The sequence below is a fragment of the Actinomadura sp. GC306 genome, from assembly GCF_004348665.1.
In the GTDB taxonomy this organism is placed as follows: Bacteria; Actinomycetota; Actinomycetes; order Streptosporangiales; family Streptosporangiaceae; genus Spirillospora.
Map to the genome: position 1 here is coordinate 1 of NZ_SMKM01000077.1, position 24,852 is coordinate 24,852.

At 71.3% G+C, this 24,852-nt stretch carries 27 protein-coding genes and 1 pseudogene; 19 read left to right on the forward strand and 9 right to left on the reverse strand.

The features are described from left to right. Positions 1–1,190 (reverse strand): annotated as a pseudogene (locus E1200_RS13720) (germacradienol/geosmin synthase); the annotation flags it as partial. A 110-nt stretch (positions 1,191–1,300) separates the two neighbouring features. On the opposite strand from E1200_RS13720, the gene E1200_RS13725 reads away from it, so the two are divergent. The 4 genes from E1200_RS13725 to E1200_RS13740 are packed head-to-tail and all read left to right on the forward strand — an operon-like array spanning position 1,301 to position 5,276. Further along, positions 1,301–1,675: a phage holin family protein gene (locus E1200_RS13725; RefSeq protein WP_131952297.1), complete on the forward strand. Its 375-nt coding sequence runs from the start codon at positions 1,301–1,303 to the stop codon at positions 1,673–1,675. 39 nt (positions 1,676–1,714) lie between these two features. Then, on the forward strand, positions 1,715–2,251 hold the full coding sequence (locus E1200_RS13730) for a 2Fe-2S iron-sulfur cluster-binding protein (RefSeq protein WP_131952299.1): 537 nt from the start codon (positions 1,715–1,717) through the stop codon (positions 2,249–2,251). Beyond that, on the forward strand, positions 2,248–3,222 hold the full coding sequence (locus tag E1200_RS13735; RefSeq protein WP_131952301.1) for a xanthine dehydrogenase family protein subunit M: 975 nt from the start codon (positions 2,248–2,250) through the stop codon (positions 3,220–3,222). Before E1200_RS13730 ends, E1200_RS13735 begins: the two co-directional genes overlap by 4 nt. After that, complete coding sequence (locus E1200_RS13740; protein WP_131952303.1) at positions 3,219–5,276, forward strand: xanthine dehydrogenase family protein molybdopterin-binding subunit; 2,058 nt, start codon at positions 3,219–3,221, stop codon at positions 5,274–5,276. Before E1200_RS13735 ends, E1200_RS13740 begins: the two co-directional genes overlap by 4 nt. Positions 5,277–5,294: 18 nt before the next feature. On the opposite strand, the gene E1200_RS13745 is transcribed toward E1200_RS13740, so the two are convergent. Beyond that, entirely contained in the window at positions 5,295–5,540 is a 246-nt protein-coding gene (locus E1200_RS13745; protein WP_131952304.1) for a DUF2630 family protein, read from the reverse strand. A 121-nt stretch (positions 5,541–5,661) separates the two neighbouring features. Between E1200_RS13745 and E1200_RS13750 the strand changes: the two genes are divergently transcribed. The 4 genes from E1200_RS13750 to E1200_RS13765 all read left to right on the forward strand — a co-directional run bounded on the left by E1200_RS13750 (position 5,662) and on the right by E1200_RS13765 (position 8,188). Further along, positions 5,662–6,075, forward strand: a complete 414-nt coding sequence (locus E1200_RS13750) for an STAS domain-containing protein (protein WP_165950308.1) — start codon at positions 5,662–5,664, stop codon at positions 6,073–6,075. A gap of 151 nt (positions 6,076–6,226) precedes the next feature. Then, on the forward strand, positions 6,227–7,042 hold the full coding sequence (locus E1200_RS13755; RefSeq protein WP_131952308.1) for a GPR1/FUN34/YaaH family transporter: 816 nt from the start codon (positions 6,227–6,229) through the stop codon (positions 7,040–7,042). Positions 7,043–7,121: 79 nt separating this feature from the next. Further along, complete coding sequence (locus E1200_RS13760; RefSeq protein WP_131952310.1) at positions 7,122–7,307, forward strand: hypothetical protein; 186 nt, start codon at positions 7,122–7,124, stop codon at positions 7,305–7,307. Positions 7,308–7,390: 83 nt separating this feature from the next. Further along, a complete protein-coding gene (locus E1200_RS13765) occupies positions 7,391–8,188 on the forward strand; it encodes a maleylpyruvate isomerase family mycothiol-dependent enzyme (RefSeq protein ID WP_131952312.1) in 798 nt (265 codons plus the stop codon). Here the strand turns inward: E1200_RS13765 and E1200_RS13770 are convergent. After that, positions 8,178–8,666, reverse strand: coding sequence for a nuclear transport factor 2 family protein (locus E1200_RS13770; RefSeq protein WP_131952314.1), 489 nt, complete (start codon positions 8,664–8,666; stop codon positions 8,178–8,180). The genes E1200_RS13765 and E1200_RS13770 overlap by 11 nt on opposite strands. After that, the gene (locus E1200_RS13775; protein ID WP_131952316.1) at positions 8,663–9,538 is read right to left on the reverse strand and encodes a TIGR03619 family F420-dependent LLM class oxidoreductase; all 876 of its coding nucleotides are present in this window, start codon (positions 9,536–9,538) and stop codon (positions 8,663–8,665) included. Before E1200_RS13775 ends, E1200_RS13770 begins: the two co-directional genes overlap by 4 nt. A 179-nt stretch (positions 9,539–9,717) precedes the next feature. Between E1200_RS13775 and E1200_RS13780 the strand changes: the two genes are divergently transcribed. Further along, entirely contained in the window at positions 9,718–10,653 is a 936-nt protein-coding gene (locus E1200_RS13780) for an IclR family transcriptional regulator (protein WP_131952318.1), read from the forward strand. Positions 10,654–10,706: 53 nt separating this feature from the next. Here the strand turns inward: E1200_RS13780 and E1200_RS13785 are convergent, their stop codons facing one another. After that, complete coding sequence (locus E1200_RS13785) at positions 10,707–11,309, reverse strand: flavin reductase family protein (protein WP_131952320.1); 603 nt, start codon at positions 11,307–11,309, stop codon at positions 10,707–10,709. A gap of 290 nt (positions 11,310–11,599) precedes the next feature. Here E1200_RS13785 and E1200_RS13790 point away from each other — a divergent pair, with 290 nt between their 5' ends. The 7 genes from E1200_RS13790 (at position 11,600) to E1200_RS13820 (ending at position 20,443) form a co-directional block, all read left to right on the forward strand. Then, on the forward strand, positions 11,600–12,469 hold the full coding sequence (locus E1200_RS13790; protein WP_131952322.1) for an alpha/beta fold hydrolase: 870 nt from the start codon (positions 11,600–11,602) through the stop codon (positions 12,467–12,469). Then, complete coding sequence (locus E1200_RS13795) at positions 12,466–14,163, forward strand: FAD-binding protein (protein WP_131952323.1); 1,698 nt, start codon at positions 12,466–12,468, stop codon at positions 14,161–14,163. The genes E1200_RS13790 and E1200_RS13795 overlap by 4 nt, the downstream gene beginning before the upstream one ends. Further along, positions 14,160–15,179, forward strand: coding sequence for a ferredoxin--NADP reductase (locus E1200_RS13800; RefSeq protein ID WP_131952325.1), 1,020 nt, complete (start codon positions 14,160–14,162; stop codon positions 15,177–15,179). Before E1200_RS13795 ends, E1200_RS13800 begins: the two co-directional genes overlap by 4 nt. Before the next feature lie 23 nt (positions 15,180–15,202). Continuing rightward, positions 15,203–16,387: an acyl-CoA dehydrogenase family protein gene (locus E1200_RS13805; protein WP_131952327.1), complete on the forward strand. Its 1,185-nt coding sequence runs from the start codon at positions 15,203–15,205 to the stop codon at positions 16,385–16,387. Between the two features lie 93 nt (positions 16,388–16,480). Beyond that, on the forward strand, positions 16,481–17,386 hold the full coding sequence (locus E1200_RS13810) for a VOC family protein (RefSeq protein WP_131952329.1): 906 nt from the start codon (positions 16,481–16,483) through the stop codon (positions 17,384–17,386). Between the two features lie 4 nt (positions 17,387–17,390). Next, positions 17,391–18,860, forward strand: coding sequence for an FAD-dependent oxidoreductase (locus tag E1200_RS13815; protein WP_131952331.1), 1,470 nt, complete (start codon positions 17,391–17,393; stop codon positions 18,858–18,860). Between the two features lie 11 nt (positions 18,861–18,871). After that, complete coding sequence (locus E1200_RS13820; RefSeq protein WP_131952333.1) at positions 18,872–20,443, forward strand: AMP-binding protein; 1,572 nt, start codon at positions 18,872–18,874, stop codon at positions 20,441–20,443. Here the strand turns inward: E1200_RS13820 and E1200_RS13825 are convergent. The 3 genes from E1200_RS13825 to E1200_RS13835 are packed head-to-tail and all read right to left on the reverse strand — an operon-like array spanning position 20,440 to position 21,508. Beyond that, positions 20,440–20,787 carry a hypothetical protein gene (locus E1200_RS13825; RefSeq protein WP_131952335.1) on the reverse strand — a complete coding sequence of 116 codons (348 nt, stop codon included), beginning with the start codon at positions 20,785–20,787 and terminating at the stop codon, positions 20,440–20,442. The two genes, E1200_RS13820 and E1200_RS13825, sit on opposite strands and share 4 nt — an antisense overlap. After that, positions 20,784–21,194: an ATP-binding protein gene (locus E1200_RS13830; RefSeq protein WP_131952337.1), complete on the reverse strand. Its 411-nt coding sequence runs from the start codon at positions 21,192–21,194 to the stop codon at positions 20,784–20,786. Before E1200_RS13830 ends, E1200_RS13825 begins: the two co-directional genes overlap by 4 nt. Continuing rightward, entirely contained in the window at positions 21,191–21,508 is a 318-nt protein-coding gene (locus tag E1200_RS13835) for a hypothetical protein (RefSeq protein WP_131952339.1), read from the reverse strand. Before E1200_RS13835 ends, E1200_RS13830 begins: the two co-directional genes overlap by 4 nt. A 237-nt stretch (positions 21,509–21,745) precedes the next feature. On the opposite strand from E1200_RS13835, the gene E1200_RS13840 reads away from it, so the two are divergent. Together E1200_RS13840 and E1200_RS13845 are read left to right on the forward strand one after the other, a co-directional pair. Then, the gene (locus tag E1200_RS13840; protein WP_131952341.1) at positions 21,746–22,600 is read left to right on the forward strand and encodes a helix-turn-helix transcriptional regulator; all 855 of its coding nucleotides are present in this window, start codon (positions 21,746–21,748) and stop codon (positions 22,598–22,600) included. Beyond that, complete coding sequence (locus E1200_RS13845) at positions 22,600–22,806, forward strand: DUF397 domain-containing protein (RefSeq protein ID WP_131952345.1); 207 nt, start codon at positions 22,600–22,602, stop codon at positions 22,804–22,806. Before E1200_RS13840 ends, E1200_RS13845 begins: the two co-directional genes overlap by 1 nt. A 657-nt stretch (positions 22,807–23,463) precedes the next feature. On the opposite strand, the gene E1200_RS13855 is transcribed toward E1200_RS13845, so the two are convergent. Beyond that, positions 23,464–23,931: a hypothetical protein gene (locus E1200_RS13855; protein WP_131952343.1), complete on the reverse strand. Its 468-nt coding sequence runs from the start codon at positions 23,929–23,931 to the stop codon at positions 23,464–23,466. A gap of 207 nt (positions 23,932–24,138) precedes the next feature. Between E1200_RS13855 and E1200_RS33695 the strand changes: the two genes are divergently transcribed. Further along, the gene (locus E1200_RS33695; protein ID WP_165950309.1) at positions 24,139–24,615 is read left to right on the forward strand and encodes a hypothetical protein; all 477 of its coding nucleotides are present in this window, start codon (positions 24,139–24,141) and stop codon (positions 24,613–24,615) included. Positions 24,616–24,852 lie beyond the last annotated feature (237 nt).

The window sequence follows — 24,852 nt, forward strand, 5'->3', positions numbered from 1 at the left end:
GAGAACATGCCCATCTCGCGCGCCCAGGCGACGACGTTGCGGCCGGCGCGCTCGCGGTGCGGGTTCACGCGGGCGGGGTAGGGGATGTCGAAGTCGGGCAGCGGGGTCGGCCCGACCTTCTGGAACGGGACGTGCGGCACGCTGATCCGGGCCGACTTCAGCAGCGCGGGGATGCGGGCCGCCGACATGCCGATCGACTTCTTGTTCATGTAGCGGCTCGACCGCATGTGCCATTCGTGGCCGCCGGACTGCCAGTCCTGGAGAGCCTTCACGTAGGTGGCGACGGCGGCGCGCTCGGCGGGGTCGAGGGCGTGGTCCTCGAAGACGTGCGGGAGTTCGGTGAGGGCCGTGTTCTCGTACTGGCGCAGCCGCGAGGTCAGCAGGTCGTTGACGGTGTCGGCGGCGGCCTGGGGCGCCGCGTTCAGGAAGCGCTCCATCACCAGGACGGCGTTGTTCACCTCGCCCTCGGACTCGGTCTCCCGCTGGTAGGAGAAGATGTCGTTCCGCAGGTGGACGCCGTCGGAGAAGGTGTCCTTGAGGACGCGCAGCGGCCGCGTCCCGACGACGCGCTCGGGTATCTCGATGCCCGCCGCATGCTCGGCGAGGTCGGCCGACCAGGGCGCCCCGCCGACCTTGCGCCGCATCTCGATGTACTCGACCGGGTTGGGGATGCGGCCGTCGCTGATGTTGGACAGCTCCCACAGCGACTCGCGGAGCAGGTTCACGGTGCTCTCGGAGAAGCGGGCGCGCCACGCGTCCGACCGGGACGGGACGGTGCGCGCCCACAGGTCGGCGAGGCCGCGTTCGACGGCGTTGCCGGGCTCGGGCGGGTCGAGCGACATGAACAGCGGCAGCCGGTCGAGGTAGGCCCGCGCGCCCGCCTGGTCCTGGGGTTTCTTGAAGACCTCCAGGAAATGGTCGTCGAAGTAGAACACCCAGACGTACCAGTCGGTGATGAGGTCGAGCTCCGGGCCGTCGCAGTCGGGATGGGTGTAGCCGCACAGGAGCGCGTAGTCCATCGCTTCGAGCGCCGGCTCGTCCCAGATGTCGGGGGTGCCGGGGTCGCGGTCGTCGTCCAGCATCTTCATCTCGCGCGCCCACGCCATCGTGTGGGCCCGCGCGCCCGCCACGTGGGGGTTCAGGCGCGCGGGGTGCGGGACGTAGAAGTCGGGCAGCTCGAACGGTTGCATCGACGGCCTCTCTGTCGGGTCCGGTCGGCAACCTACAGCATTCGCAAAGTTACCGAGGGTGACACATTGCTCTCCGGCATCTTTCGTTTTCCTTGGGGTACCGATGGGTCATGACGGAGTCGCGCGAACCCGCGGAGGTCGACGACCCGCTGGAGCAGAACCTCATGCTCGCCCGGCGGGTCGTGGACGCCGCCCAGCAGGAGATGGTCGACAAGATGCGGCAGCGCGTCCCGGCGCTGCGGCTCGGCGCGGTCGCGGGCGCCTTCGGGATGCTCGCCACCGCGGCCACCTACCGGGCCAACCTCCTGCTGCTGGAGAAGAAGCTGCCGCCGGAGCTCGCCTCGTTCGTCGCGGCGGCGGTGTACGGGGGCGGGGCCGGTGCCGCGGCGGTGGCCGCGTCCCGCAAGTGGCGGGGGCTCCCCGCGCCGCTGCCCACCGACACGGCCCGGACGGTCGTGGAGATCCTCACCGCCGACGACGACTGACCGCCGACTCACCCCGGTGATCCGGGGTAGGGGCGGTGCATGGACAGTGAAGCGACCCCGGTCGTCGCAGCCGTCACCCTGGTCGTGAACGGGACGGAGCACCGGCTCAGCGTCGACACCCGCGCCTCCCTGCTGGACGTTCTGCGCGAGGACCTCGGCCTCACCGGCTCGAAGAAGGGCTGCGACCACGGGCAGTGCGGTGCGTGCACCGTCCTGCTCAACGGGCGCCGAGCCAACGCGTGCCTCGCCCTGGCCGTCGCGCACGACGGCGCGGAGGTCGTCACCGTGGAGGGGCTCGCGCAGGACGGGCGGCTCAGCCCCTTGCAGGAGGCGTTCATCGAGCAGGACGCCTTCCAGTGCGGGTACTGCACCCCGGGCCAGCTCTGCTCGGCCACGGGAATGCTGGACGAGGCCGCGCAGGGCTGGCCCAGCGCCATCGCCGAGGACGTGGCGGCCGACCCGGTCCTCGACGACGCGGAGATCCGCGAGCGGATGAGCGGCAACCTGTGCCGCTGCGGCGCCTACCCCGGCATCGTCGCGGCACTGCGCGAGGTGGGCGTGGGGAGGCGGGCGTGAGGCCGTTCGCGTACGAGCGCGCGACGAGCGTCGAGGACGCGCTGGCCCGGCACGAGAACGGCGCCCGCTACCTCGGCGGCGGAACCAACCTCGTCGACCTGATGCGCCTCGGAGTGGAGGAGCCCGCGAAGCTGGTGGACGTCACCGGCCTCGCCCGCGACCGCGTCGAGCGCGACCCGGACGGGACCCTCGTCGTCGGCGCCGCCGTCACCAACAGCGACCTCGCCGCCCACCGGACGGTGCGCGAGGAGTTCCCGATGCTGGCGATGGCCGTCCTGGCGGGCGCGTCGGGCCAACTCCGCAACCTCGCGACCGTCGGCGGCAACCTCCTCCAGCGCACGCGCTGCCCCTATTTCCAGGACGCGTCCAAGCCGTGCAACAAGCGGAACCCCGGGAGCGGCTGCCCGGCGCGCGACGGCGAGCACCGCAACCTGGCGGTGCTCGGTCACTCGGAGGCGTGCGTCGCGACCCACCCGTCCGACATGGCGGTGGCGCTCGCGGCGCTCGGCGCGTCGGTGCGGGTGGCCGGCCGCGACGGGGAGCGGACGATCCCGCTGGGCGACTTCCACCGGCTGCCCGGCGAGGAGCCGCAGCGCGACACCACCCTGGAGCCGGGCGACCTCGTCACCGCGGTCGTGGTGCCGCCGCTGCGGATGCCGGCCGCGTACCGCAAGGTCCGCGAGCGCGCGTCGTTCGCGTTCGCGCTGGTGTCGATCGCGGCGGCGCTGGACGTCCGCGACGGGACGGTCAGGGACGCGCGGCTGGCGCTGGGCGGCGTCGCCCACAAGCCCTGGCGGGCCGGGCGCGCCGAGGACGTGCTGAGGGGCGCCCCGGCGACCGCCGAGACGTTCGCCCGCGCCGCCGACGCCGAACTCGCCGCCGCGGAGCCGCTGCGCGACAACGCCTACAAGCTGCCTCTGGCGCGCAACCTCGTCGTGCGCACGCTGACCGAACTGGAGGAGAGGGCATGACGCACCGGCTGGAGGGCCGCGAGAAGGTCACCGGTGGGGCCCGCTACGCCTACGAGTACCCGATGGAGGACCCCGCCTACGTCGCGGCGGTGCAGGCGGAGGCGGGGCGGGGCGAGATCGTCGCGGTAGACGCGGCGTCCGCGCGGCGGCTCCCGGGTGTCCTCGCCGTGCTGTCCTGCGAGAACGCGCCGGAGCTCGCGTCGCGGTCGAACGGCGAGCTGGCCGTCTTCCAGTCCCGGACGGTCTCCTACCGGGGCCAGTTCGTCGCCGCCGTCGTCGCCGAGACGCTGGAGACGGCCCGGGAGGCGGCCCGGCTGCTGCGGGTCGAGTACGCGGCCGAGGACCCGGACGTCCGGCTCCGCGACGACCACCCCGGCCTCTACAAGCCCGACAAGGTCAACGCGGGCCTGCCCGCCGACACCGAGCTGGGCGATCCGGAGACGGCGTTCGGCAGCTCGGAGGTGCGGATCGACGTCACCTACACGACCCCCGCCGAGCACAACAACCCGATGGAGCCGCACACGACCGTCGCCCACTGGAACGAGGACGGCTCCCTCACGCTCTACGAGTCCACCCAGGGCGCGTCTTCACACGCGCGCACGATCGCCAGGGTCTTCGGGCTCGACCGGGAGCAGGTACGGGTCGTGGCCCCGCACGTGGGCGGCGGGTTCGGGGCGAAGGGCTCGCCGCGTCCCAACTCGGTCCTGGCCGCGATGGCGGCGCGGGAGGTCGGCCGCCCGGTGAAGTTCGCGGTGCCGCGGCAGCAGATGTTCGCGACCACCGGCTACCGGACGCCCACGATCCAGCGGCTCAGGCTCGGCGCCGGCGCGGACGGGACGCTGAACGCGATCATGCACGACGTGGTCGAGCAGACCTCCACGGTCCGCGAGTTCGCCGAGCAGACCGCCTCGCCCACCCGGATCATGTACCGGGCGCCGCACCGCCGCACGACGCACCGGGTCGTGGCGCTGGACGTCCCGACGCCGTCGTGGATGCGGGCGCCGGGCGAGACCCCCGGCATGTACGCGCTCGAATCGGCCATGGACGAGCTGGCCGCCGCGGCCGGGATCGACCCCGTCGAGCTGCGGATCCGCAACGACACCGACCGGGAGCCGGAGAGCGGCCTGCCGTTCAGCTCCCGCAACCTCGTCGCGTGCCTGCGGGAGGGCGCGGACCGGTTCGGGTGGGCCGCCCGCGACCCGGCGCCCCGCTCCCGCCGCGAGGGCCGCAGGCTGATCGGGACGGGCGTGGCCGCCACCACCTACCCGGCGCGCCTCAACCCCGGCCGGGCGACGGCGCGGGCCGACCCGGACGGGACGTTCACCGTCCGGATCGCCGCCGCCGACATCGGCACCGGCGCCCGCACCGCGCTCGCCGTCCTCGCCGCCGAGACGCTCAAGGCCGACCTGGACCGGGTGCGCATGGAGGTGGGCGACAGCTCCTACCCGGCCGCGTCCGTCGCGGGCGGGTCGAGCGGGACCGCGAGCTGGGGCACCGCCGTGGTCCGGGCGTGCGAGGCGCTGCGCGAGCGGCTGAACGGCTCCGTCCCGCCGGAGGGCGTGGAGGCGTCGGCCGACACCGCCGACGAGGTCAAGGCGCAGGAAGAGTACGCCCGGCACGCCTTCGGCGCGCACTTCGCGGAGGTCGAGGTGGACGCCGACACCGGGGAGGTGAGCGTCTCCCGGATGCTCGGCGTGTTCGCCGCCGGGCGGATCGTCAACCCGGTCACGGCCCGCTCGCAGTTCGTCGGCGGCATGATCATGGGCATCGGGATGGCGCTGATGGAGGAGAGCGTCATGGACGAGCGGTTCGGCGACTACCTCAACCGCGACCTCGCGCAGTACCACGTCCCGGCCTGCGCGGACGTCCGCGACATCGAGGCGGTGTGGCTGGAGGAGACGGACCCGCACCTGAACCCGATGGGCGCCAAGGGCATCGGCGAGATCGGCATCGTGGGCGCCGCCGCGGCGGTCGGCAACGCCGTCCACCACGCCACGGGCGTGCGGGTGCGCGACCTGCCGATCACCCCGGCGAAGCTGCTGACACGCCGGTGAGGGCTACCGGGTGAGGCGCTACTGGCGGTAGTCCTCGACCTCGGCGGCGGGCCGGACCCGGGCCTCGTCCGGGTTCTGGCCCGCCTCGATGCGCGCCCGGCGCTGCCGGAGCAGGTCCCAGCACTGGTCGAGCGCCGCTTCCAGTTCACGGAGCCGGCGCCGCGCCTCGTCGCCGTCGGTCTCGGCGCGCTCGTGCGCGTCGCGCAGCGCGTGCTCCTCTTCGATGAACTCGTTGATGCGGTGCAGTATCGCCTTCTCGTCCATGAATGCACTCCCGTTGGTGGTTTTCCCGCCCGCTGGGGTTCAGAAGGTCCCGGCAGATGAGAGCCTGGCATATACGGGGCCGCCCCCGGTAGCGGCGCCCCCGGCCACGGGCGAGGAGCGGATGACGGTCTGGCGGATCACCGACGGTGAGGGCGGCCTGGAGTCCGGGCGGCGTGCGTCCCCGCACTACGACATGGTCGAGCACGACACCGTGCTGCTGCGCGTGGCGGGCTCGTCGGCCTCGCCGTGGCTGCGGATGGCGGGGGAGATCGACGTCTCGAACGCCCCGGAGGTGGCGCGCGTCCTCGGCGGCGCCCGCGACCGGGTGCCGGGGGACGTCCACATCGACCTGGCGGGCGTCGAGTTCGTCGACGTGGCGGGGCTGCGCGCCTTCGCCCTCGTGGCCCGGGAACTGCACGCCCGCGACCGCATGCTCGTCCTGCACTCCGTGTCGTCCCACATCGATCGGCTGTTCCGGCTGATCGGCTGGAGCGAGACCCCCGGCCTGCGGGTCCACTGCCACCCCCGGACGTGATTCGACGCCCGGCGGTAATGCGAGCGCCATACCCCCGTTAAATGCCTGCAAAGGACGCTCCCACCTGGCGAAACGACCATTCTTGCGGTCGTTTGCCGTGCCTGGGGCGGGTTACCACGAATATACGGCTCTCCGAACAAAGGGGGATTTCATGGCAAGGCGTAGAGGGCGGGCCGTAACGCCGGAACCCGGCGCACAGGCGGCCATGCCGCCCGAGGGAGCCGCCGCGGCGGGGCCCGGACCGCTCCGCGAACGGGGCGAGCACGCGATGTGGGAGGACCGGACACGGGTCGTCCTGGCGCCGATCGCCGCGCCGTCCATCCTCGGGCTGTTCGGGTTCGCCGGCGCGACGATGATGGTCGGCGCGTGGCAGGCCGAGTGGTACGGCAACGCGCTGACCCCGCTGATCCTGTGGCCGTTCGCCCTGGTGTTCGGCGGCATCGCGCAACTCGTGGCCACCGTCTGGTCCTACCGGGCCCGGGACGGGATCGCGACCGCGATGCACGGGATGTGGGGCTCGTTCTGGGTGGCGTTCGGCCTGCTGTTCGGCCTGGTCAGCCTCGGCGCCTATCCCGCGGCCCTGGCACCCGTCGCCGGGACGGCCAACTCCGGCTTCGCGTTCTGGTGGGTCGGCCTCACGGTGATCACCGCATTGGGCGCGATCGCCGCACTCGGCCAGAACCTGGCGCTCACGGGCATCCTGACGACGCTGGCGGCGGGCGCCGGCTTCACCGCGGCGGGCTGGTTCGCGCCGTCCGGATGGTCGCTGAACCTCGGCGGCTGGCTGTTCGTCGCGTCCGCGATCCTGGCCCTGTACACGGCCGCCGCGATGATGTTCGAGGGCAGTTTCGGACGGACGATCCTCCCGCTCGGCAAGACCCGCGCCCGGACCGACGTGCCGGGACGCAAGGCGGCCCGTCCGCTGGAGTACGCGCAGGGCCAGCCCGGCGTGAAGAGCGGCCAGTGATCTCCGGCGTGTCGGCTTGACTTTTTCGTTGCCCTATCCTGAACCGATCCTAGACGATCGGTTCGGGAGGGGAGCGGGAATGCCGACCGCGGTCCGCCGGACGTGGCGGCGCCTCGTCCACAGCTACCACCGCCTGTGCGCACGCGACGACGCCGTGACGCACGGCTTCACGGTGCCGACAGGCGTCTGGTCCTGCGACCACTGCCAAGAACCCCACCTAGAACTCTCCTCCCTCCTCCACCACCTCCGCACCGAGCACCCCTGACACCTGGGCACCCCTGACACCTGGGCACCCCTGACATCCCGGCGAGCGGGACCGTAGGCTCTGAGGCCGACGGAGGGGTTCTCATGGGACAGATGCGTGCATATACCGCCGCCTTCGAGCAAACGGTCCGGTCGGTTCTCGATCTCGCCGGGACGTTCGACGCCGCCGACTGGAGGCGGCCCACCGAGTGCCCCGGCTGGACGGTGAAGGACCAGTTCTCCCACCTCGTCGGCATCGAGCTCGAACTTCTCGGTGAACCCGGGCCCGAGCTCGACGTCCCCGAGTTCGAGCACATCCGCAACGAGTTCGGCCGCTCCCTGGAGAAGGCGGTGCACGTGCGCCGTCCCGTCCCCGGCCCCGCCGTCGCGGCGGAACTGGCGGGCGCCCTCGAACGCCGGCTGGCCCAGCTCCCCGGCATCGACCCCGAGCAGACCGTCTGGCTGCCGGAAGGCCGGGAGGGCACCTACGCCGAGCTGATGAGGGTCCGCGCGATGGACTGCTGGACGCACGAGCAGGACGTCCGCCGCGCGGTCGGCCGCCCCGGCAACCTCGACTCCCCGGCCGCGCAGTGCTTCTGGGAGGTCCTGAGCAGGGCCCTGCCGCTGATCGTGGCCCGCCGGGCGAAGGCCGAACCCGGCCGGACCGTGGCGTTCGACATCACCGGCCCGCCCGACTTCCACGTGGCCGTCCAGGTCGGCGAAGACGGCCGCGGCCGCTGGGCCGACGACCCCGCTGACGCGGACGTCCGGCTGGCCATGGACTGGGAAACCTACGCCCGGCTCGCCGCCGGCCGCTGCACCCCCGACGCCGTCACCGTCCACAGCACCGGCGACCCCGACCTGGCCGACCGCGTCCTCACCAACATGGGCGTCACCCCTTAGCGGGGAAGTGGGAGGTGAGGAGGGTGGGGGACTCCTCGCGGCCGTCCAGGACGCGGTTGGTGCGGTTGACGACGCGCCAGCCGTCGGGGGCGCGGTGCAGGTGCCAGTGGTTGGCGGTGGCGCGGCGGAGGACGAAGCCGTCCGCCGTGTTGACGATCATGAGGGTGTAGGCGACGGCGGTTGCGTCGTCGCCGGAGACCGTGACGTGCGGCGGGCCGGTGAAGTGCGCGCAGCCGCCGGCGATCCAGCGTTGGTGGGGCGCGGAGCGGACCATGGCCTCGATCTCGGCCCGGCCGGTCATGAGGAGTTCGTCCACGTCGTAGACGCCGTCCTCGTCCCACAGGGCGGCGACGTCCTCGGCCCGGCCGCCGTCGACCAGGGGGCCGTAGGACAGGATCAGCCGGGTGATCTCCCGCTCGTCTTCGAGGAGGCGCAGGCGTTCCTCCAGCGCGGCGAGCCGGGTCTCGACGGATGTCACCGTTCCTCCTCGAAGGTCAGTTCGCAGGACGTGGAAAGGCCGCGGAGCGCGGCGAGCTGCTCGCAGTAGTGCTCGGGCGACGAGGACACCAGCCGGACGCCCGCGATCGTGGCGCCCGCCTCGCGGAGCCTGGTGAGCGCGGTGCGGGTGGCGTCCGGGTCGCCGATCGGGTCCAGGCGGCGGGACGGTTCGAGGACGACGTCGAACCCGGGCGGCAGGTCGTGGGACGCGAGCATCTCCCTCAGGGTGCGCAGGGGCAGCCCGAAGGGGACCCAGCCGTCGGCGGTCAGCGCGCGCCGCAGCGACCGTTCCGTCCGGCCGCCGATCCACAGCGGAACGTGCTCCTGGACGGCGTGCGGCTCCACGACCATGCCGGAGTAGTCGTAGTAGGGGCCGTGGTACTCGGGCGTGCGGCGGGACAGCGAGGCGCGCAGCGCGGCGAGGGCGTCGTCGGCGCGGGCGCCGCGTCCGGCGAACGGCGCGCCGAGCAGGTCGAACTCCTCCTCCAGGCTGCCGACGCCGAGGCCGAGCGTGAGCCGGCCGCCGCTGACGCGGTCGAGCGTCCCGTACCGCTTGGCGATGGCGAGCGGGTGGTGGTAGCCGAGCACGAGCACCTGGGTCGCGAGGCGGATGCGGGACGTGCGGGCGGCGAGGTAGCCGAACGTGGCGAGCGGGTCCCAGTAGACCCCGCCGCGCTGCTCGACGGCCTCCACCGGGACGGCGACGTGCTCGCTGCAGGTCAGGTGGTGGTAGCCGAGCCGGTCGGCGGTCTCGGCGATCCGGCCGGTCTCGGCGATCCCGGCGTCCCGCTCCCAGTCCGCGCGGCCGCCGGGCGGCTGCGCCACCACGGGCGTGACGAGGCCGACGCGCATCGGTCCTCCCTTCCTCGGCAGGAAAACGTTCTATCACGGCAGCCGCCGTGGCCCGGCCGCCGTCCCGTTCCCGCATCCCCCTGCCTGACCTGGCCTTACGCGGGGTCTTCCCATCGGACCAAGCGATTGCTAGATTCACGGTAACAAGAATTCATTTCAGTCTCCTCCCGGGAGGTGCGATGAGCGAGGCCACCACGGCTGAGGTCACCACCGGTGATGTCGCCACGGAGCAGGGACCGGCCGCGCGCCGCGAGTCGCCGCCGTCGATGATCGAGCGGATGACCCTGATCCTCGACGCGTTCAACGGGCCGACCGCCCGGCTGACCCTGGAGGACGTCGCCCGGCGCACCCGGCTGCCGCGCTCCACCGCGCACCGGATCCTCGACCAGCTCGTCCGGCAGCGCTGGCTCGCGCACCACTCGTTCGGCTACGGCCTCGGCCCGCGCGCCCTCGGCCTCGGCGGACGGGACGGCGGGCACGGCAAGATCCGCGAAGCCGCGGCGCCGCTGCTGCACGAGCTGCAGGTCACGACCGGGCTCGTCGCCCACCTCGCCGTGCTGGACGGCGCCGAGGTGCTCTACCTGGACAAGCTCGGCGGGCGGCTCGCCGCGTCCGTCCCGTCCCGGGTCGGCGGGCGCGCCCCGGCGCACTGCACCGCGCTCGGCAAGTCGATGCTGGCGTGGCTGGAGCCCGAGCAGGTGGACGCGCTGCTCGGCGCCGGGATCAGCCGGCTCACCAGCCGCACGATCGGCGAGCTGGCCACGCTGCACCAGGAGCTGCACCGGGTGCGGCAGCGCCGCGGGCTCGCGTTCGAGCGGGGCGAGGCGTTCCCCGGCATCGCGTGCGTCGCCGCCGCCGTGCGCGGCCCCGAGGGGCCGGTCGCGGGGATCTCCCTGGTCGGCGACATCCGCACGCCGCTGGAGAACGTCGCGCCGCTGGTGGTCACGGCCGCCCGCGAGACGTCGCAGATCCTGTTCCCCGGCTCGGTCCCGGGCGGTGGCCGCGCGGGGACCCGGGCCCGCCGCTCGGCGGGCGCGGCGGGAAGCGGGACGACCTGGTCGCCGGAGACGATGAACCGGCTGCTCGCCGTGGACGGCCGTGGCGACTGGATGTGACGGGCGGTCCGGCGGTTCGGCGCGGTCCGGCGGCTGTGCGCGGTCCGGGGCCGTCAGCCCCAGCCCCAGCGGTCGCCCATGCCCCACGGGTCCGGGGCCATCGGCGCGTCCGGCTCGTTGATGCCGAACCGGCTGCGGAAGAACACCATGGGGTGCCGCCACGCGCCGTCGCGCACCACGTGCCGCTCGACCGCGAGGACGCGCCCGATCACCACCTCGTGGTCGCCGGCCTCGTGCACGTCGTGGACGACCGCGTGCACGCCCAGCAGGACGTCCGGCAGCGCCGGGGTGCCCCACTGGGAGACCTCCCACTCCAACCCGTCGAACTTGGCGCCCCGGCTCGACCCGAACCGCTCGCACAGGTCCCGCTGCTCCTCGCCGAGGACGTTCACGCAGAACCGTCCCGCCGAGCGGATCCGGGGCCAGGAACGGCCGCGCTTGTCCGCGCAGAACAGGATCAGCGGCGGCTCAAGGGACACCGACGTGAACGACTGGCAGGCGAATCCGACCGGCTCGCCGCCGTCGAGGGCGGTGACCACGGTGACGCCCGTGGCGAATTCCGCCATCGCCTTGCGGAACTCGGCCGGCTCGGGGGCGATGGCGTCGGGGTCCGGAAGACCGCCGGTGGCTGCGGTGAGCGCTGGCTCGGCTGACATGTGTTCACCTCGGTGTCGGTGCGGACACGGTCCCTGTGCGTCAACAAACTTTCAAAGGGACAAAATCCAATAAGCGGCAGGTACCCGGTAACGGTCAAGTCGTGCACGCCGAACGTAGGCACGGCGGTCCGGCGGCGAGGCGCGCGGATCCCGTTGAGTGGAAGCGCGCGCCGGGACGGCCCGCGAGCGCGCCGGGGCGCCGCGCGTCCCGCTGATCGGGATCGGCGGAGTGACCATGGCGCCCCGCCGATTACGTTCCGGACAAGCCGCCGTCGAAGGACTGGGAGATCATGCCTGCGGAGCTGACCTACGAGGCGACGTCGCGCGAACTCGCCACCGACCGGGGCGTCCTGCGCTACCACGAGGCCGGTTCGGGCCCGCCCCTGCTGATGCTGCACGGGTCCGGCCCCGGCGTGACGGGCTGGCGGAACTTCCGCGGCAACCTCGCCCGGTTCGCCGAGCACTTCCGGTGCCTGGTCCTGGAGTTCCCCGGGTTCGGGGTCAGCGACCCGACCGACGACCACCCGATGATGGCGGCGGGCGGCGCGGTCGGCCGGTTCCTAAACGGCCTCGGCCTCGACCAGGTGGACGTGGTCGGCAACTCGATGGGCGGCATCATCGGCGCCCAGTTCGCGATCCGGCGGCCCGAGCGCGTCCGCCGGCTGGTCACGGTCGGCGGGATCGGCCCGAACATCTTCAGCCCGAACGGCAGCGAGGGCATCCGGCTGCTGATGGAGTTCACCGACGACCCGTCCCGCGAGCGGCTGATCCGCTGGCTGCGCGCGATGGTCCACGACCAGCGGCTCGTGACCGAGGAGCTGATCGAGGAGCGCTGGGAACAGGCCACCGATCCCGACACCCTCGCCAGCGCCCGCCGCATGTACGGGTCGAAGGCGATGGCGGCCCGCGCGAAGGCGATGGCGCAGTCCGACGAGCCGCCCTACTGGGCGATGCTGCACAAGCTGAAGGCGCGGACGCTGATCACCTGGGGACGCGACGACCGGGTCAGCCCCGTCGACATGGCCCTCGTCCCGATGCGGACGATCCCCGACGCGCAGCTGAACGTCTTCCCGAACTGCGGGCACTGGGTGATGATCGAGCAGAAGGCCGCGTGGGAGAGCGCCGTCCTCGCCTTCCTCACGAGGAAGGACGAGCAGTGAGCGACACCTGGGACCACGAGTTCGACCTGGTCGTCGTCGGCAGCGGCGGCGGCGGGATGACCGCCGCGCTGACCGCGCACGACGCCGGGCTGAGCGCGCTGATCATCGAGAAGGGCAAGCGGTTCGGCGGCTCGACCGCGCTGTCCGGCGGCGGCATCTGGATCCCGAACAACCCGACGCTGAAGGCGCGCGGCCACGACGACAGCCGCGAGTCGATCCGCCGCTACCTGGACCTGCTCACCGAGGGGCGCGTCCCCGCGGCGCGGCTCGACGCGTTCGTCGACAACGGCCCCGCCGCGATGGAGCTGATCGGCAAGAGCAAGTGGATGCAGTTCTTCTGGACGAAGGGCTACGCCGACTACCACCCCGAGCTGGAGGGCGGCCGTCCGCTCGGCCGGTCCATCGAGGCCAAGCCGTTCGACACCCGCAAGCTCGGCGAGGACGAGCAGTACCAGCGGCCGAACAACATGAAGGGCCCGCTCGGCCTGTGGGTGACCGCGAAGGACTACCACGACCTGGCGATGGCCAAGCGGACGTGGGCCGGCCGGCGCGCGTCGATGGTCGCGGCGTGGCGCGTGTCGTCCAACCTGGTCCGGCGCAGGCACATGTCGACCGGCGGGCGGGCGCTGGTGGCGCGGCTGCGGATGGCGTTGAAGGACGCGGGCGTCCCGCTCTGGCTGAAGACCGCCATGACCGAACTCGTCACCGGCGAGGACGGCCGCGTCATCGGGATCGTCGCCGCGCAGCGGGACGGCACGGTGATGCGAATCCGCGCACGCAAGGGCGTGCTCCTGGCGACGGGCGGTTTCGACCACAACCAGGAGATGCGCGACAAGTACCTGCCGGAGGGCGGCCGCGAGGACTTCGCGATGGGCGCCCGGGAGAACACCGGCGACGGCATCCGTGCCGGTGAGGCACTCGGCGCGGCCGTGGACCTGATGGACGACGCGTGGTGGATGCCCGCCGTCCGGCACCCGGCCGGGGCGACGATCCCGCTGGTGTCCGAGCGCGCCATCCCGCGGCAGGTCATCGTGTCCGCGGACGGGACGCGCTTCACCAACGAGGCGGCGCCGTACGTCAACTTCGTCCACGACCAGCTCGCGGGCGGCCACGTCCCGGCGTGGTTCGTGATGGACGCCAAGGCCCGCGCCCGCTACCCGTTCGCGCAGATCCTGCCGGGCGCCCCGATCCCGAAGGCGTTCTACGACGCGGGCATCGTGTTCAAGGCCGACACCCTCGCGGAGCTGGCGGACAAGATCGGCGTCCCGGCGGACGCCCTCACCGCCACCGTCGAGAAGTTCAACGGCTACGCCCGCGACGGCAAGGACCCCGACTTCGGCCGCGGCGACTCCGCCTACGACCGCTACTACGGCGACCCGAACCTGAAGAACCCGAACCTGGACGTCGTCGACACGGCGCCGTACTACGCGTTCCGGCTGGAGGTCGGCGACCTCGGCACCAAGGGCGGGCTGGTCTCCGACGAGCACGCCCGCGTGCTGCGCGAGGACGGGTCGGTCATCGAGGGCCTGTACGTGACGGGCAACTCGTCGGCGTCGGTGATGGGCAACGAGTACGCGGGGCCGGGCGCGACGATCGGCCCGTCCATGGTGTTCGGCTACATCGCGGCGAAGCACGCCGCCGCCGAGCCGGAGGCGGCGGGAGAAACGGCAGGGAAGGCCGCCGAGGGGTCATGACGGCACTCAAGGCGCGGGTGGTGGAGGTCGTCCGGGAGACGGCCGACGCGAACTCGCTCGTCCTCGAACCCGCCGAGGGCGACCGCGACCGCTTCGCCTACAGCCCCGGGCAGTTCCTCACGGTCCGGGTCCCGTCCGGGGACGGCTGGGCGGCGCGCTGCTACTCGCTGTGCAGCTCGCCGCTGACCGACGACCGGCTCAAGGTCACGGTCAAGCGGGTCGGCGGCGGTCTCGGCTCCAACTGGATCTGCGACAACGTCACGGCGGGCGACGTCCTGGAGGTGCTGCGGCCGGCGGGCACCTTCACCCCGGCCTCGCTGGACGACGACCTGCTGCTCGTCGCGGGCGGCAGCGGCATCACCCCGGTGATGTCGATCCTCAAGTCGTGCCTGGCGGGCGGGAGCGGGAAGATCGCCCTCATCTACGCGAACCGGGACGAGCGGTCGGTGATCTTCGCGGACGAGCTGCGGGAGCTGACCGAGCGGCACCCCGGCCGGCTCACCGTCGTCCACCTGCTGGAGACGGTGCAGGGCCTCCCGACGCCCGCCGTGCTCCGCTCGCTCGCCGCGCCCTACACGGACCGGCAGGCGTTCGTGTGCGGGCCCGAGATCTTCATGGACATGGTCACCGGGACGCTCACCGACTCCGGCGTCCGCGTCCACGTCGAGCGGTTCTTCTCGCTGGAGGGCGACCCGTTCGAGGAACCGGACGCCGCCGAGACCCCGGACGACGACGGCGACGCCGCCGAGGTCGAGGTCGAGCTGGACGGCGAGACGCGGACGGTGCCGTGGCCGAGGTCCGAGAAGCTCCTCGACGCGCTCCTGCGCGCCGGGGTCGACGCCCCGTTCTCGTGCCGGGAGGGCAACTGCTCGGCGTGCGCCTGCGTGGCGCTGGAGGGCGAGGTCACCCTGGACGCCAACTCGGTCCTCGACGAGCAGGATCTCGCCGACGGCCTCATCCTCGCCTGCCAGGCGAGACCGGTCACCGGCCGGCTGAAGATCACCTACGACGGCTGACGACACCCCACGGGAGACAGGCGATGGCGAACCGCGTGCTCGACAAGATCATGGAAAGGGCCGACCAGATCCGCGAGCTCGGCCCGGTGAACGAGCGGCTCGGCCGGCTCGACGACAAGGCCGCCACGCTGCTGCGCGACACGGGGGTGATCCGGCTGCTGCAGCCGGCGGCGCACGGCGGCCTGGAGGTCCACCCGCGCGAGTTCGCCGAGACCGTCATGGGGATCGCCGCCCTCGACGGCTCCACCGGCTGGATCGCCGGGATCGTCGGCGTCCACCCGTGGGAGATGGCCTACGCCGACCCGAAGGTCCGCGAGGAGGTCTGGGGTGACGACCCCGACACGTGGATCGCGTCCCCGTACGCGCCCATGGGCATCGCCCGCCCGGTGGACGGCGGCTACGTCTTCAACGGCCGCTGGCAGTTCTCGTCCGGCACCGACCACTGCGACTGGATCTTCCTCGGCGGGATGCTGGGCGACGACGAGGGCAAGATGGCGCAGCCGCCCCGGTCGCTGCACCTGATCCTGCCGCGCTCCGACTACGAGATCGTCGAGGACTCCTGGAACGTCGCCGGGCTCCAGGGCACGGGCAGCAAGGACATCATCGTCAAGGACGCGTTCGTCCCCGCCTACCGGACGCTGGAGTACCACAAGGTCGTGGACGGCTCCGCGCCGCGCGAGGCGGGCCTGACCAACCCGGCCTACCTGATGCCGTTCTCCTGCGTGTTCCCCCTCGGCATCTCCGCCGCGGTGATCGGCATCGCCGAGGGCGCCCTGTACCACCACATGGCCTACCAGCGGAACCGCGTCCAGATCACCGGCACCAAGATCAAGGACGACCCGTACGTGCTGTACGCGATCAGCGAGGCGGCGGAGGAGATCAAGACGTCCCGCACGGCGCTGCTCGACAACTGCTCGCGCATGTACGACATGGTCGCGTCCGGGCACGTCCCGACGTTCGCGGAGCGCGCCGCCGGGCGCCGCACCCAAGTCCGCGCGGCGTGGCGGGCGGTGCAGGCGATGAACGAGATCGTCGTCCGGTCCGGCGGGAACGCGATGCGCACCGACAACCCGATCCAGCGCTTCTGGCGCGACGCGCACGTCGGCCTGGCCCACGCCATCCACGTCCCGGGCTCGGTCTACCACGTCTCCGCCCTGACGGACCTGGACATCGAACCCCCCCAGGGCCCGATGCGCTCCATGATCTAACCCGTTCACTTGCGGCGTGTTGTTGTTATGAGCGCCGTCATAACAACAACACGCCGCAACTCAACGAAGTCGGTAGCGAAGGGATCGAGGACAGTGACGCAGATCCGAGGGCTGGGCTACCTGAAGGTCCAGACCCGGCACATCGACCGCTGGCGCGAGTTCGCCCTCGACGGGCTCGGGTTCGCCGAGGGCTCCGGCCCCGACCCCGACGGGCTGTACCTGCGCATGGACGAGCGCCGGTCGCGCCTGCGGGTGCTGCCAGGCGACTCCGACCGGGTGCTCGCCGTCGGCTGGGAGGTCCGCGACCAGTACGCCCTGGCCGCCGTCCGCGAGGCCGTCGAGAAGTCCGGCACGGCCGTGACGGCGCTGAAGCCCAAGGAGGCCGCGGAACGCGACGCCGAGGAGGTCATCGCGTTCACCGACCCGGGCGGTACTCCCGTCGAGGTGTTCTTCGGCCCGGTCCTCGACCACAGCCCGGTCATCACGCGGTTCGCGCAGAAGTTCGTCACCGGCCCGATGGGCATGGGCCACGTCGTGCTGCCCACGCCGAACTTCGCCGAGACTGCCGCGTTCTACAACGAGGTGCTCGGCTTCCTGCCGCGCGGCGCGATGAAGGTCGGCGGGCCCGTCCGGATCCGGTTCATGGGAGTCAACCAGCGGCACCACAGCCTGGCGATCTGCCCCGCGCCGCACGACGGCGACCCGGGCCTCGTCCACCTGATGGTGGAGGTCGACACCCTGGACGCGGTCGGCATCGCGCTCGACTCCGTCACCGCGAAGGGCTTCTCGATCTCCTCCACGCTCGGCCGGCACACCAACGACAAGATGGTGTCGTTCTACGTGCGGGCGCCCGGCGGCTGGGACGTCGAGTACGGCTGCGAGGGGATGCTCGTGGACGAGACGTACTACACCGCCGAAGAGATCACCAAGGACAGCTACTGGGGCCACGACTGGTCGGGCTCCGAACCGCTGGCCGCGTTCACCCCCAACGGGAAGTAGTCCGGTGTCCACTTCTGTCGAGCCGTACGCGCTGCGCGACATCGGCGACTTCGACCACGAATGCGACGTGCTGGTGGTCGGCTGCGGCGCCGCCGGAGCGGCCGCGGCGTACGAGGCCGCGGCGGCGGGCGCGGACGTGCTCGTCCTGGAGCGGTCGAGCGGCCCCGGCGGGACGTCCGCGCAGTCGGGCGGGGAGCTGTACCTCGGCGGCGGCACGCGGGTGCAGAAGGCGTGCGGCTTCGACGACACCCCGGACGACATGTACGCGTTCCTCCTCGCGGCGCTGGGCCCGCACGCCGACACGGAGAAGCTGCGGCTGTACTGCGACGGGAGCGTGGAGCACTTCGAGTGGTTCCGCGCGCGCGGCGTCCCCTTCAAGGAGACCCTGTTCGACGCCCCGGGCTGGATGCCGTACACCGACGACGGCCTGATGTGGCTCGGTGAGAACGCCTGGCCGTACAACACGGTCGCCCGGCCCGTGCCGCGCGGGCACCGTCCCGAGGCGCCGATGTTCGCCGGCGGGATCCTGATGGAGAAGCTGATCGCGGCCGCCGCCGAGGCGGGCGCCGCCACCCACCAGGACACCTACGCCACCAACCTCGTCGTGGACGACGGCCGCGTCGTCGGGGTCGTCGCCCGCAGGTTCGCCGAGACGGTGACCTACCGGGCGCGCAAGGGCGTCGTCCTCACCGCCGGCGGGTTCGTCGACAACGAGGAGATGCTCGCCGACCACGCCCCGGTGCTGCTCGGCCATGACAAGATCAGCGACGGCACCAGCGACGGGTCCGGTATTCGGATGGCGAGCGCGCTCGGCGCCGCGACCCGCCGCATGGCGTCGGTGGAGATCGCGCTCACCGCCAACCCCGCCGTCGTCTGCCGGGGCATGCTCGTGGACGGCCTCGGCCGCCGCTTCATCAACGAGGACGTCTACCCGGGCCTGTACAGCCACCGGGCCGTCCAGCACCAGCCCGGACCCTACTGGGCGATCATCGACGAGACCGGGCACGACGAGATCGCCGAGGCCGACATGTGGGGGGTGCGCCCCAAGCACGCGGCGGAGACGCTCGCGGAGCTGGAGGAGTCCCTCGGCCTGCCGCCGGGGTCGCTGGAGGCGACCGTGGAGACCTACAACCGGTTCGCGGAGCGGGGCGAGGACCCCTACTTCCACAAGGACCCCAAGTGGCTGCGCCCGCTGAAGGGACCGTTCGCGGCGATCGACCCGGCCGACGGGTTCTTCGGCGCGGGCAGGCACGGCGCCGGGACGGGCGCCGGCGGATTCACCCTCGGCGGCCTGGACACCACCGTGGACGGCGAGGTCCGCGACGTCTCCGGGAGGCCGATCCCCGGCCTGTACGCCGCGGGACGCACGGCGGCCGGCATCCACGGTGAGGGCTACATCAGCGGGACGTCCCTCGGCGACGGCACGTTCTTCGGCCGCCGCGCCGGCCGCGCCGCCGCCGCCCGGGTGTCGTGACGGCGGACGCCATGACGGAACTGGCCGACGACCGCCCGGCCCGCGAGACCACGTTCGCCGAGCTCGTCGCGGCCCGCGCGGACGACGACCGGACGGGCCTTCGCTTCGAGGATTCGTCGTGGACGTGGCGGGAGGTCATCGCAGAGGCCCGCCGCCGCGCCGCGTTGGCCAGTGGTCACGTCGGCCTGTTTCTGGAGAACGGCCCGGAGCATTTGTTCTGGCTCCTGGGGTCGGCGTTGGCCGGTGTCCCGGTGGTGGAGCTGAACCCGACCCGCCGGGGCGCCGAACTGGCCCGTGACATCACCCACACCGACTGCACGATGCTCGTCACCGAGACGGGGCGCGCACCGCAGCTTGAAGGGCTGGTGGACGTCCCGACCTTGATCGTCGACACCCCGGGCCATGTGGAGCGCCTCGCCGCCACCGAACCCGCCGAGATCGCTCAGGTCGAGCCGAAGACGATCTTCTCGCTGGTGTTCACGTCCGGGACGACGTCCGCGCCCAAGGCGGTGATCTCCACGCAGGGCAGGCTGGGCCGGATTGCGGGACAGCAACGCGACCGGCGCGGCCTCACCCGAGATGACGTGTTCTATGTCGTCATGCCGATGTTCCACTCGAACGCCCTGATGGCGGGTATCGCTCCTGCCGTCGCGACGGGCGGCCGCATCGTCCTGCGCCGCAGGTTCTCCGCCTCGGGCTTCCTCCCGGACGTCCGCCGCCACGGCGTGACGTTCTTCAACTACGTCGGCAAGCCTCTCAGCTACATCCTGGCCACCCCGGAGAAACCGGACGACGCCGACAACCCGCTCCGCATCGCGTTCGGCAACGAGGCGGCAGAACGCGACATCCACGAGTTCGCCCGCCGCTTCGGCTGCACGGTCATCGACTCCTACGGCTCCAGCGAGGGCGAGATCCGCCTGAACCGCGTCCCGGGCACACCCCCGGGCTCCCTGGGCGTCGCCGAACCCGGCACCGTCGTCATCGACCCGGACACCCTCCAGGAATGCCCACCTGCCCGTTTCGACGAGCACGGCACGCTCCTCAACGCCGACGAAGCGATCGGTGAAATAGTCGACACGATGGGCGCCGCCAAGTTCGAGGGCTACTACAACAACCCGGAGGCGACGGCGAAGCGCGTCCGCAACGGCTGGACGTGGTCGGGCGACCTCGCCTACCGCGACACAGACGGCTACTGGTACTTCGCAGGCCGCACCGAAGACTGGCTACGCGTGGACGGCGAGAACATCGCCGCAGCCCCCGTAGAACGCTTGTTGTCCCGCTTCGAAGCGTTCGAGGACGTGGCGGTCTACGCCGTCCCAGACGACCACGTAGGCGACCAGATAATGGCAGCCGTCACCCTGGCCCCGAACCGAGCCTTCGACCCGGCGTCCTTCATGACCTTCCTCAGAACACAACCGGACCTGGGCACCAAGTGGACGCCCCGCTACATCCGCGTCATGGACGCCCTACCCCGTACCCCCACCAACAAGGTCATGAAGCGCCCGTTGCGTAAAGAGGGTCGCAACGCGACAGACCCTCTCTACGAACACCACAACGACACCTACAAGCTCCGCACGTCCTAGCGGACTTGACGCTCGTACGCGTCCCACAGGCCGAGCGCCTCGATCAGCACGTCTTCGACCTGCTCGGCCGCCGCCCGGTACCCCTGCGCCCGCCCGGCGCACATGCCCGCGTCCCATATCCGACCGTGCCGCCACCAGATCCGCGACCGAGCCGCCTCCATCTCCGCGAGCGTCCGCCAAGCCCGCGCCTCGCCCGGCAACATGTCGAACGCCTTGCGCACGTCTGCCCCCGAGTCGGCGACGAGAAAGACCACCTCGGGATGAGGCTCAACCTGGACGGGCTCACGCGCCTCAGGGGTTCGCCACGCCGCCCACGCACCGCGCAGCTTTCGCATCGCAGTCATGGGACGACCTCGAACCACACGGTGTGCCGTCCCTCCTCAGCGTGCAGGGCACCCCAACAATCGGCGAGCCGACCCACCAGGAACAGCCCGCGGCCGGCCTCGTCCCATGCCGAGCCCTGCACCGGGATCACCGGACACCCTTGCGAGAGGCCGTCATCCTGAATCTCCACTCGCAGCCGTGTGGCCGACACCAGCACGGTGACGCACACCCCGCCGCCGGGCCTGCCGCTGGCGCTGTGCCGGACGGCGTTGGTGGCGATCTCGCAGACCATCAGATCCACGTCATCCAGATCGAAGCCGCCCGCGCACTGGGCCAGCGCCTGCCGCACCCGCGCCCGCACGTCCCGGACGTCCAGCACCTCGGACGAGCACATGCGTTCGGTGAGCCCCCGCTCCCAGACGATCACCGCTTCACTCCGGCGATCTGCTCGGCCGCGACCCGCACCGCCCCGGCCGGCGTTCGATGAGCGGCGTCCCACACGTAGGACCACCCACCGTGATCCTGGACGACGAGCACCGCCAACGACCGCCGCCGCGACACCACCGGCACCGCCAACACCGGCTCGGCCCGCCCGTCCATGTAAAGCACGGAGCCGCGCCCGAGGCTCCGCAGGCTCACCATCAGCCTGACCAGCAGCTCCAGCCGCTGAACCGTCGCCGGCGGCACCGGCCTCCACACCAGGTGCTCACCCGGAGGCGAGCAGTTGGGTAGGTTCGACACAGGTCCGACTCCTTTGCAGTCGGGTCAAGGCCCCGGGCCGGTGGTGCTAGCACCGCCCGGGGCCGCTCCGTTTCCTTGCTGAATGCCTGCGGTCGGCCGACCTCCTGTGGCACGCTCTGCAAAGCATGCATTACTCAGTGTGTGTATGCAAGGGTTGCACTTACATTGCTTGCATTCGTGTTCGGGGTGGCCGAGAGGCACCGGCCGCCCCAAGTCAGTCACGGGAAGGGGGGCGAAATGGCACCGACGGTGCGTCTGCGACGCCTCGCGGCAGAGCTTCGCCAGCTACGCAAGATCGCCGAACTCACGCGCGAGCAGGTGAACGAACAGACCGGCATCAACGTGGCCACGCTCTACCGGATCGAGACCGCCCGCGTCCGCCCCCAAGCACGGACTCTGACGAGCCTCTTGGACGCGTACCGGGTAACCGAGCCGAAGCGCTCCGAACTGAAGACGTTTCTCAAGCAGTCGGCGACGCGCGGCTGGCTGCACACCATCGCCTCAGACCTCCCGGAACGCTACGCCTCCTACATCGAGTTCGAGTCCGAGGCGCGCGAGGTGCTGAACTACGAGTGCCTGTTCATCCCCGGCCTCCTCCAAACCGAGCGCTACGCCCGAGCCGCCATCACCGGCGACCTGCCCGAATCCTCTCGCGAGGAGATCGAGAGCCGGGTCGACGCCAGGATGCGGAGACAAGCGGCCTTGACAAAAGACCGGCCGCTGAAGCTCTGGGCGATCGTGGACGAAGCCGCCATCCGTCGTGCGGTGGGCGGGCATGAAGTCATGCGGGAGCAGCTTGAACACCTGCTGCACATCATCGAGCTGCCGACCGTAAATCTCCAGGTGATCCCCTTCAGTGCGGGTGCTCATCCAGGTATGACCGGCTCCTTTGTGGTCATGCATTTTCCCGAGGAGACAGGATCCAGCATCGTGTACGTCGACAGCCAGGCTGGGGACCTCTTCTTGGAGGAAGAAACGGACATTGCGCGGTATAAGCTAACATTCACGCACCTTCAGGCCGGAGCGCTCAGCCCGAGCGCGTCCGCATTGTTGATCGCGGCGGCGAAAGAAGGGCGTCCAGGAGGAGCATGATGACCACATCACACGTTGTCTCACGCCCTCAGTGGCGGAAGAGCTCTCACAGCAGCGGCAACGGTCAGTGTGTGGAGGTTGCCGATCTCGCTGCAAACGTAGGCATGCGTGACAGCAAGGCCCCTGAGGTAGGGCACCTGGTTGTCACCCGTGAGGCGTGGACCGCCTTCCTCGCCGAGGTGAATGCTGGACGTTACGACCGGTAGCGCCAACGGCCGACCGTGGGGAAGGGGGGCCATGCCCGTCCCGCCCCGCGCAGAGCCCCGTCCTGATCGTCCTGGCTTTCGCTGCCATCCTGCTCCAGCCTGGGCTGTCCCGGCGGGCGCGGCCTGACCCGAACCGATCCGCACCCAGGCAGGCCACGGTTCCCTCCAGCCGGATTGGCGCTCGAGCAACTCGATCAGCACGTCTTCGAGTTGTTCGGCCGCGGCCCCTACGGCCGTCTGGTTTACCAAGCTCCGACGGTGCCTGACGTTCGTCCGCGGTGCCTTCTGGCAGCCGTCGTTGGTGTCAGCGGTCGGTATCCTTGGGGTGGCGAGGGGACGCGTAGATGATCCAGATTGTGCGGTCGGCGTCGTTGATCACATAGCGGACGCGTCCGCCGCTCGTGACCTCTTACTCCCATTGTTCAAGGTCTTGACCGTTGTGCCGGTGCGTTGCGAGATCTCCGCGGAGTCGGTGCTGGCGCTCGTGGTTGGCGCGGGAACGCGGTTCCGTGCGCAGGGTCTCCAGGCATCGGCGGGTGTTCGACAGGGCGAGACGGCATAGCTCTTCCCAGCCGCGTGCCGCGTCGCTGGTACCGAACCTGACGTCCCATTCGCCGTCAGGCGGTGGGACGGTGACCCTGTCGCCTCGCTTGGGGCTCAAGGCGTTACCTCGACTGGACCGAAGTCGCCGGAGGTCGGCCGAAGGGCTTCTTCGTGCTGTGTGCGATCTGCCTTGATCCGGGCGGTGGCGCGCCAGCCGGTGATGACCTCTTGAGCGTTCGTGTCGAGATCGAGTTCGGCGGCGTCGGACAGGGCGTCGACCAGCTCCATGGTGAAGGCGCGGACCTCTTCGGTGCCCAGGTGGCGGATCCAGGGGAACACGTCGGGCATGGCAAGGACCAGTGACCGAGCGCTCGGATCATGCTTCATGAGTGCCCGGAAGATGCGCGACGCGGTGATCAGACTCTCGTCGCGCTGCTCTTCCCGGTCGGCGGCCGTGAGATAGAAGTCGGGAGCATCCCGGTGGGTGACACGCAGCCGGCCGAGGCGTGCGGCGCGCTCGGCTACCGACTTGGGGTTACGTGACAGATCGGAGAAGGTCACTGAGTCCGCGGTGGCGCTCATGTCAACCATGATACTCAGATCGTATTCTGAAGTCGACGTGGCCAGCGGTGGGCATCGGGTAGCGGGACAGCAAGGCCCCGGAAGCAGGCCCCCTGGTCGCTGCCCGTGAGAAGTGGACTGCCCTCGTCGCCGAGGTAGAGGGCGTAACGGCCTATAGATCGGGTGTCACGGCAGGTGATTTGGCCCGGTGCGCGGGAAAATGGGCGCATGTATTGCCTTGAGGCGGTCATCGGTGGCGGACCCGTCCTTCGTGTGCTGGCTGCGGGTGTTCCCGAGGCGCGCGTTGTTCGCCTCAGCCACAGTCTTTCGCTCCTGCCCATGACCGACGTTCTGTTCGATGCGGTCACGGTCGCCGGGGCGCCCGAACTCGAGGGGTTCTGGAAGGCGCCCGCAGGGTTCGGGCGCTTGCTGGCCGCATGTTCGGCGACAGGACCGGTGGCCTACGTCGAGGCCGACTACTTCGGCGGGACGGGGACGCAGTCCGCGCAGGTCTGGGACGCGGAAGAGGTGGTTCTCGGCCCCCTGCACCTGGGCGCGCGGGAACCGTCCGCGGCTGCCGGCACCCCGATCTCCCAGGCACTCCGACGACTCGGGGTCACCAAGGGGAACCATGCCGACGAGTTCGACGCCGTCGGCCTTCGCCGTCACCGCCGCACCGACGACTGGCTGTCGCTCACGAGTTGATCGACTCCGATGACGGTGGGTGTTCGGAAGGCCGAGGCTGGAGTCGGCCGAGCCCTGAAAGATCGGTACCTGGACGAGGTCGACAAGGCCGGCGGTTGGTCCACTACGCCCGCTTAACGCAAGGCTCGGCGGAGGCGGGCGCGCGTCAGTCGGCGATGTGCGCCAGGTCGGGGACGTGCGCGGCGGAGATGCGGGGCGCGGCCGGGGGTTGGAGGAGAAGAATCCTCCGGTCCAGTC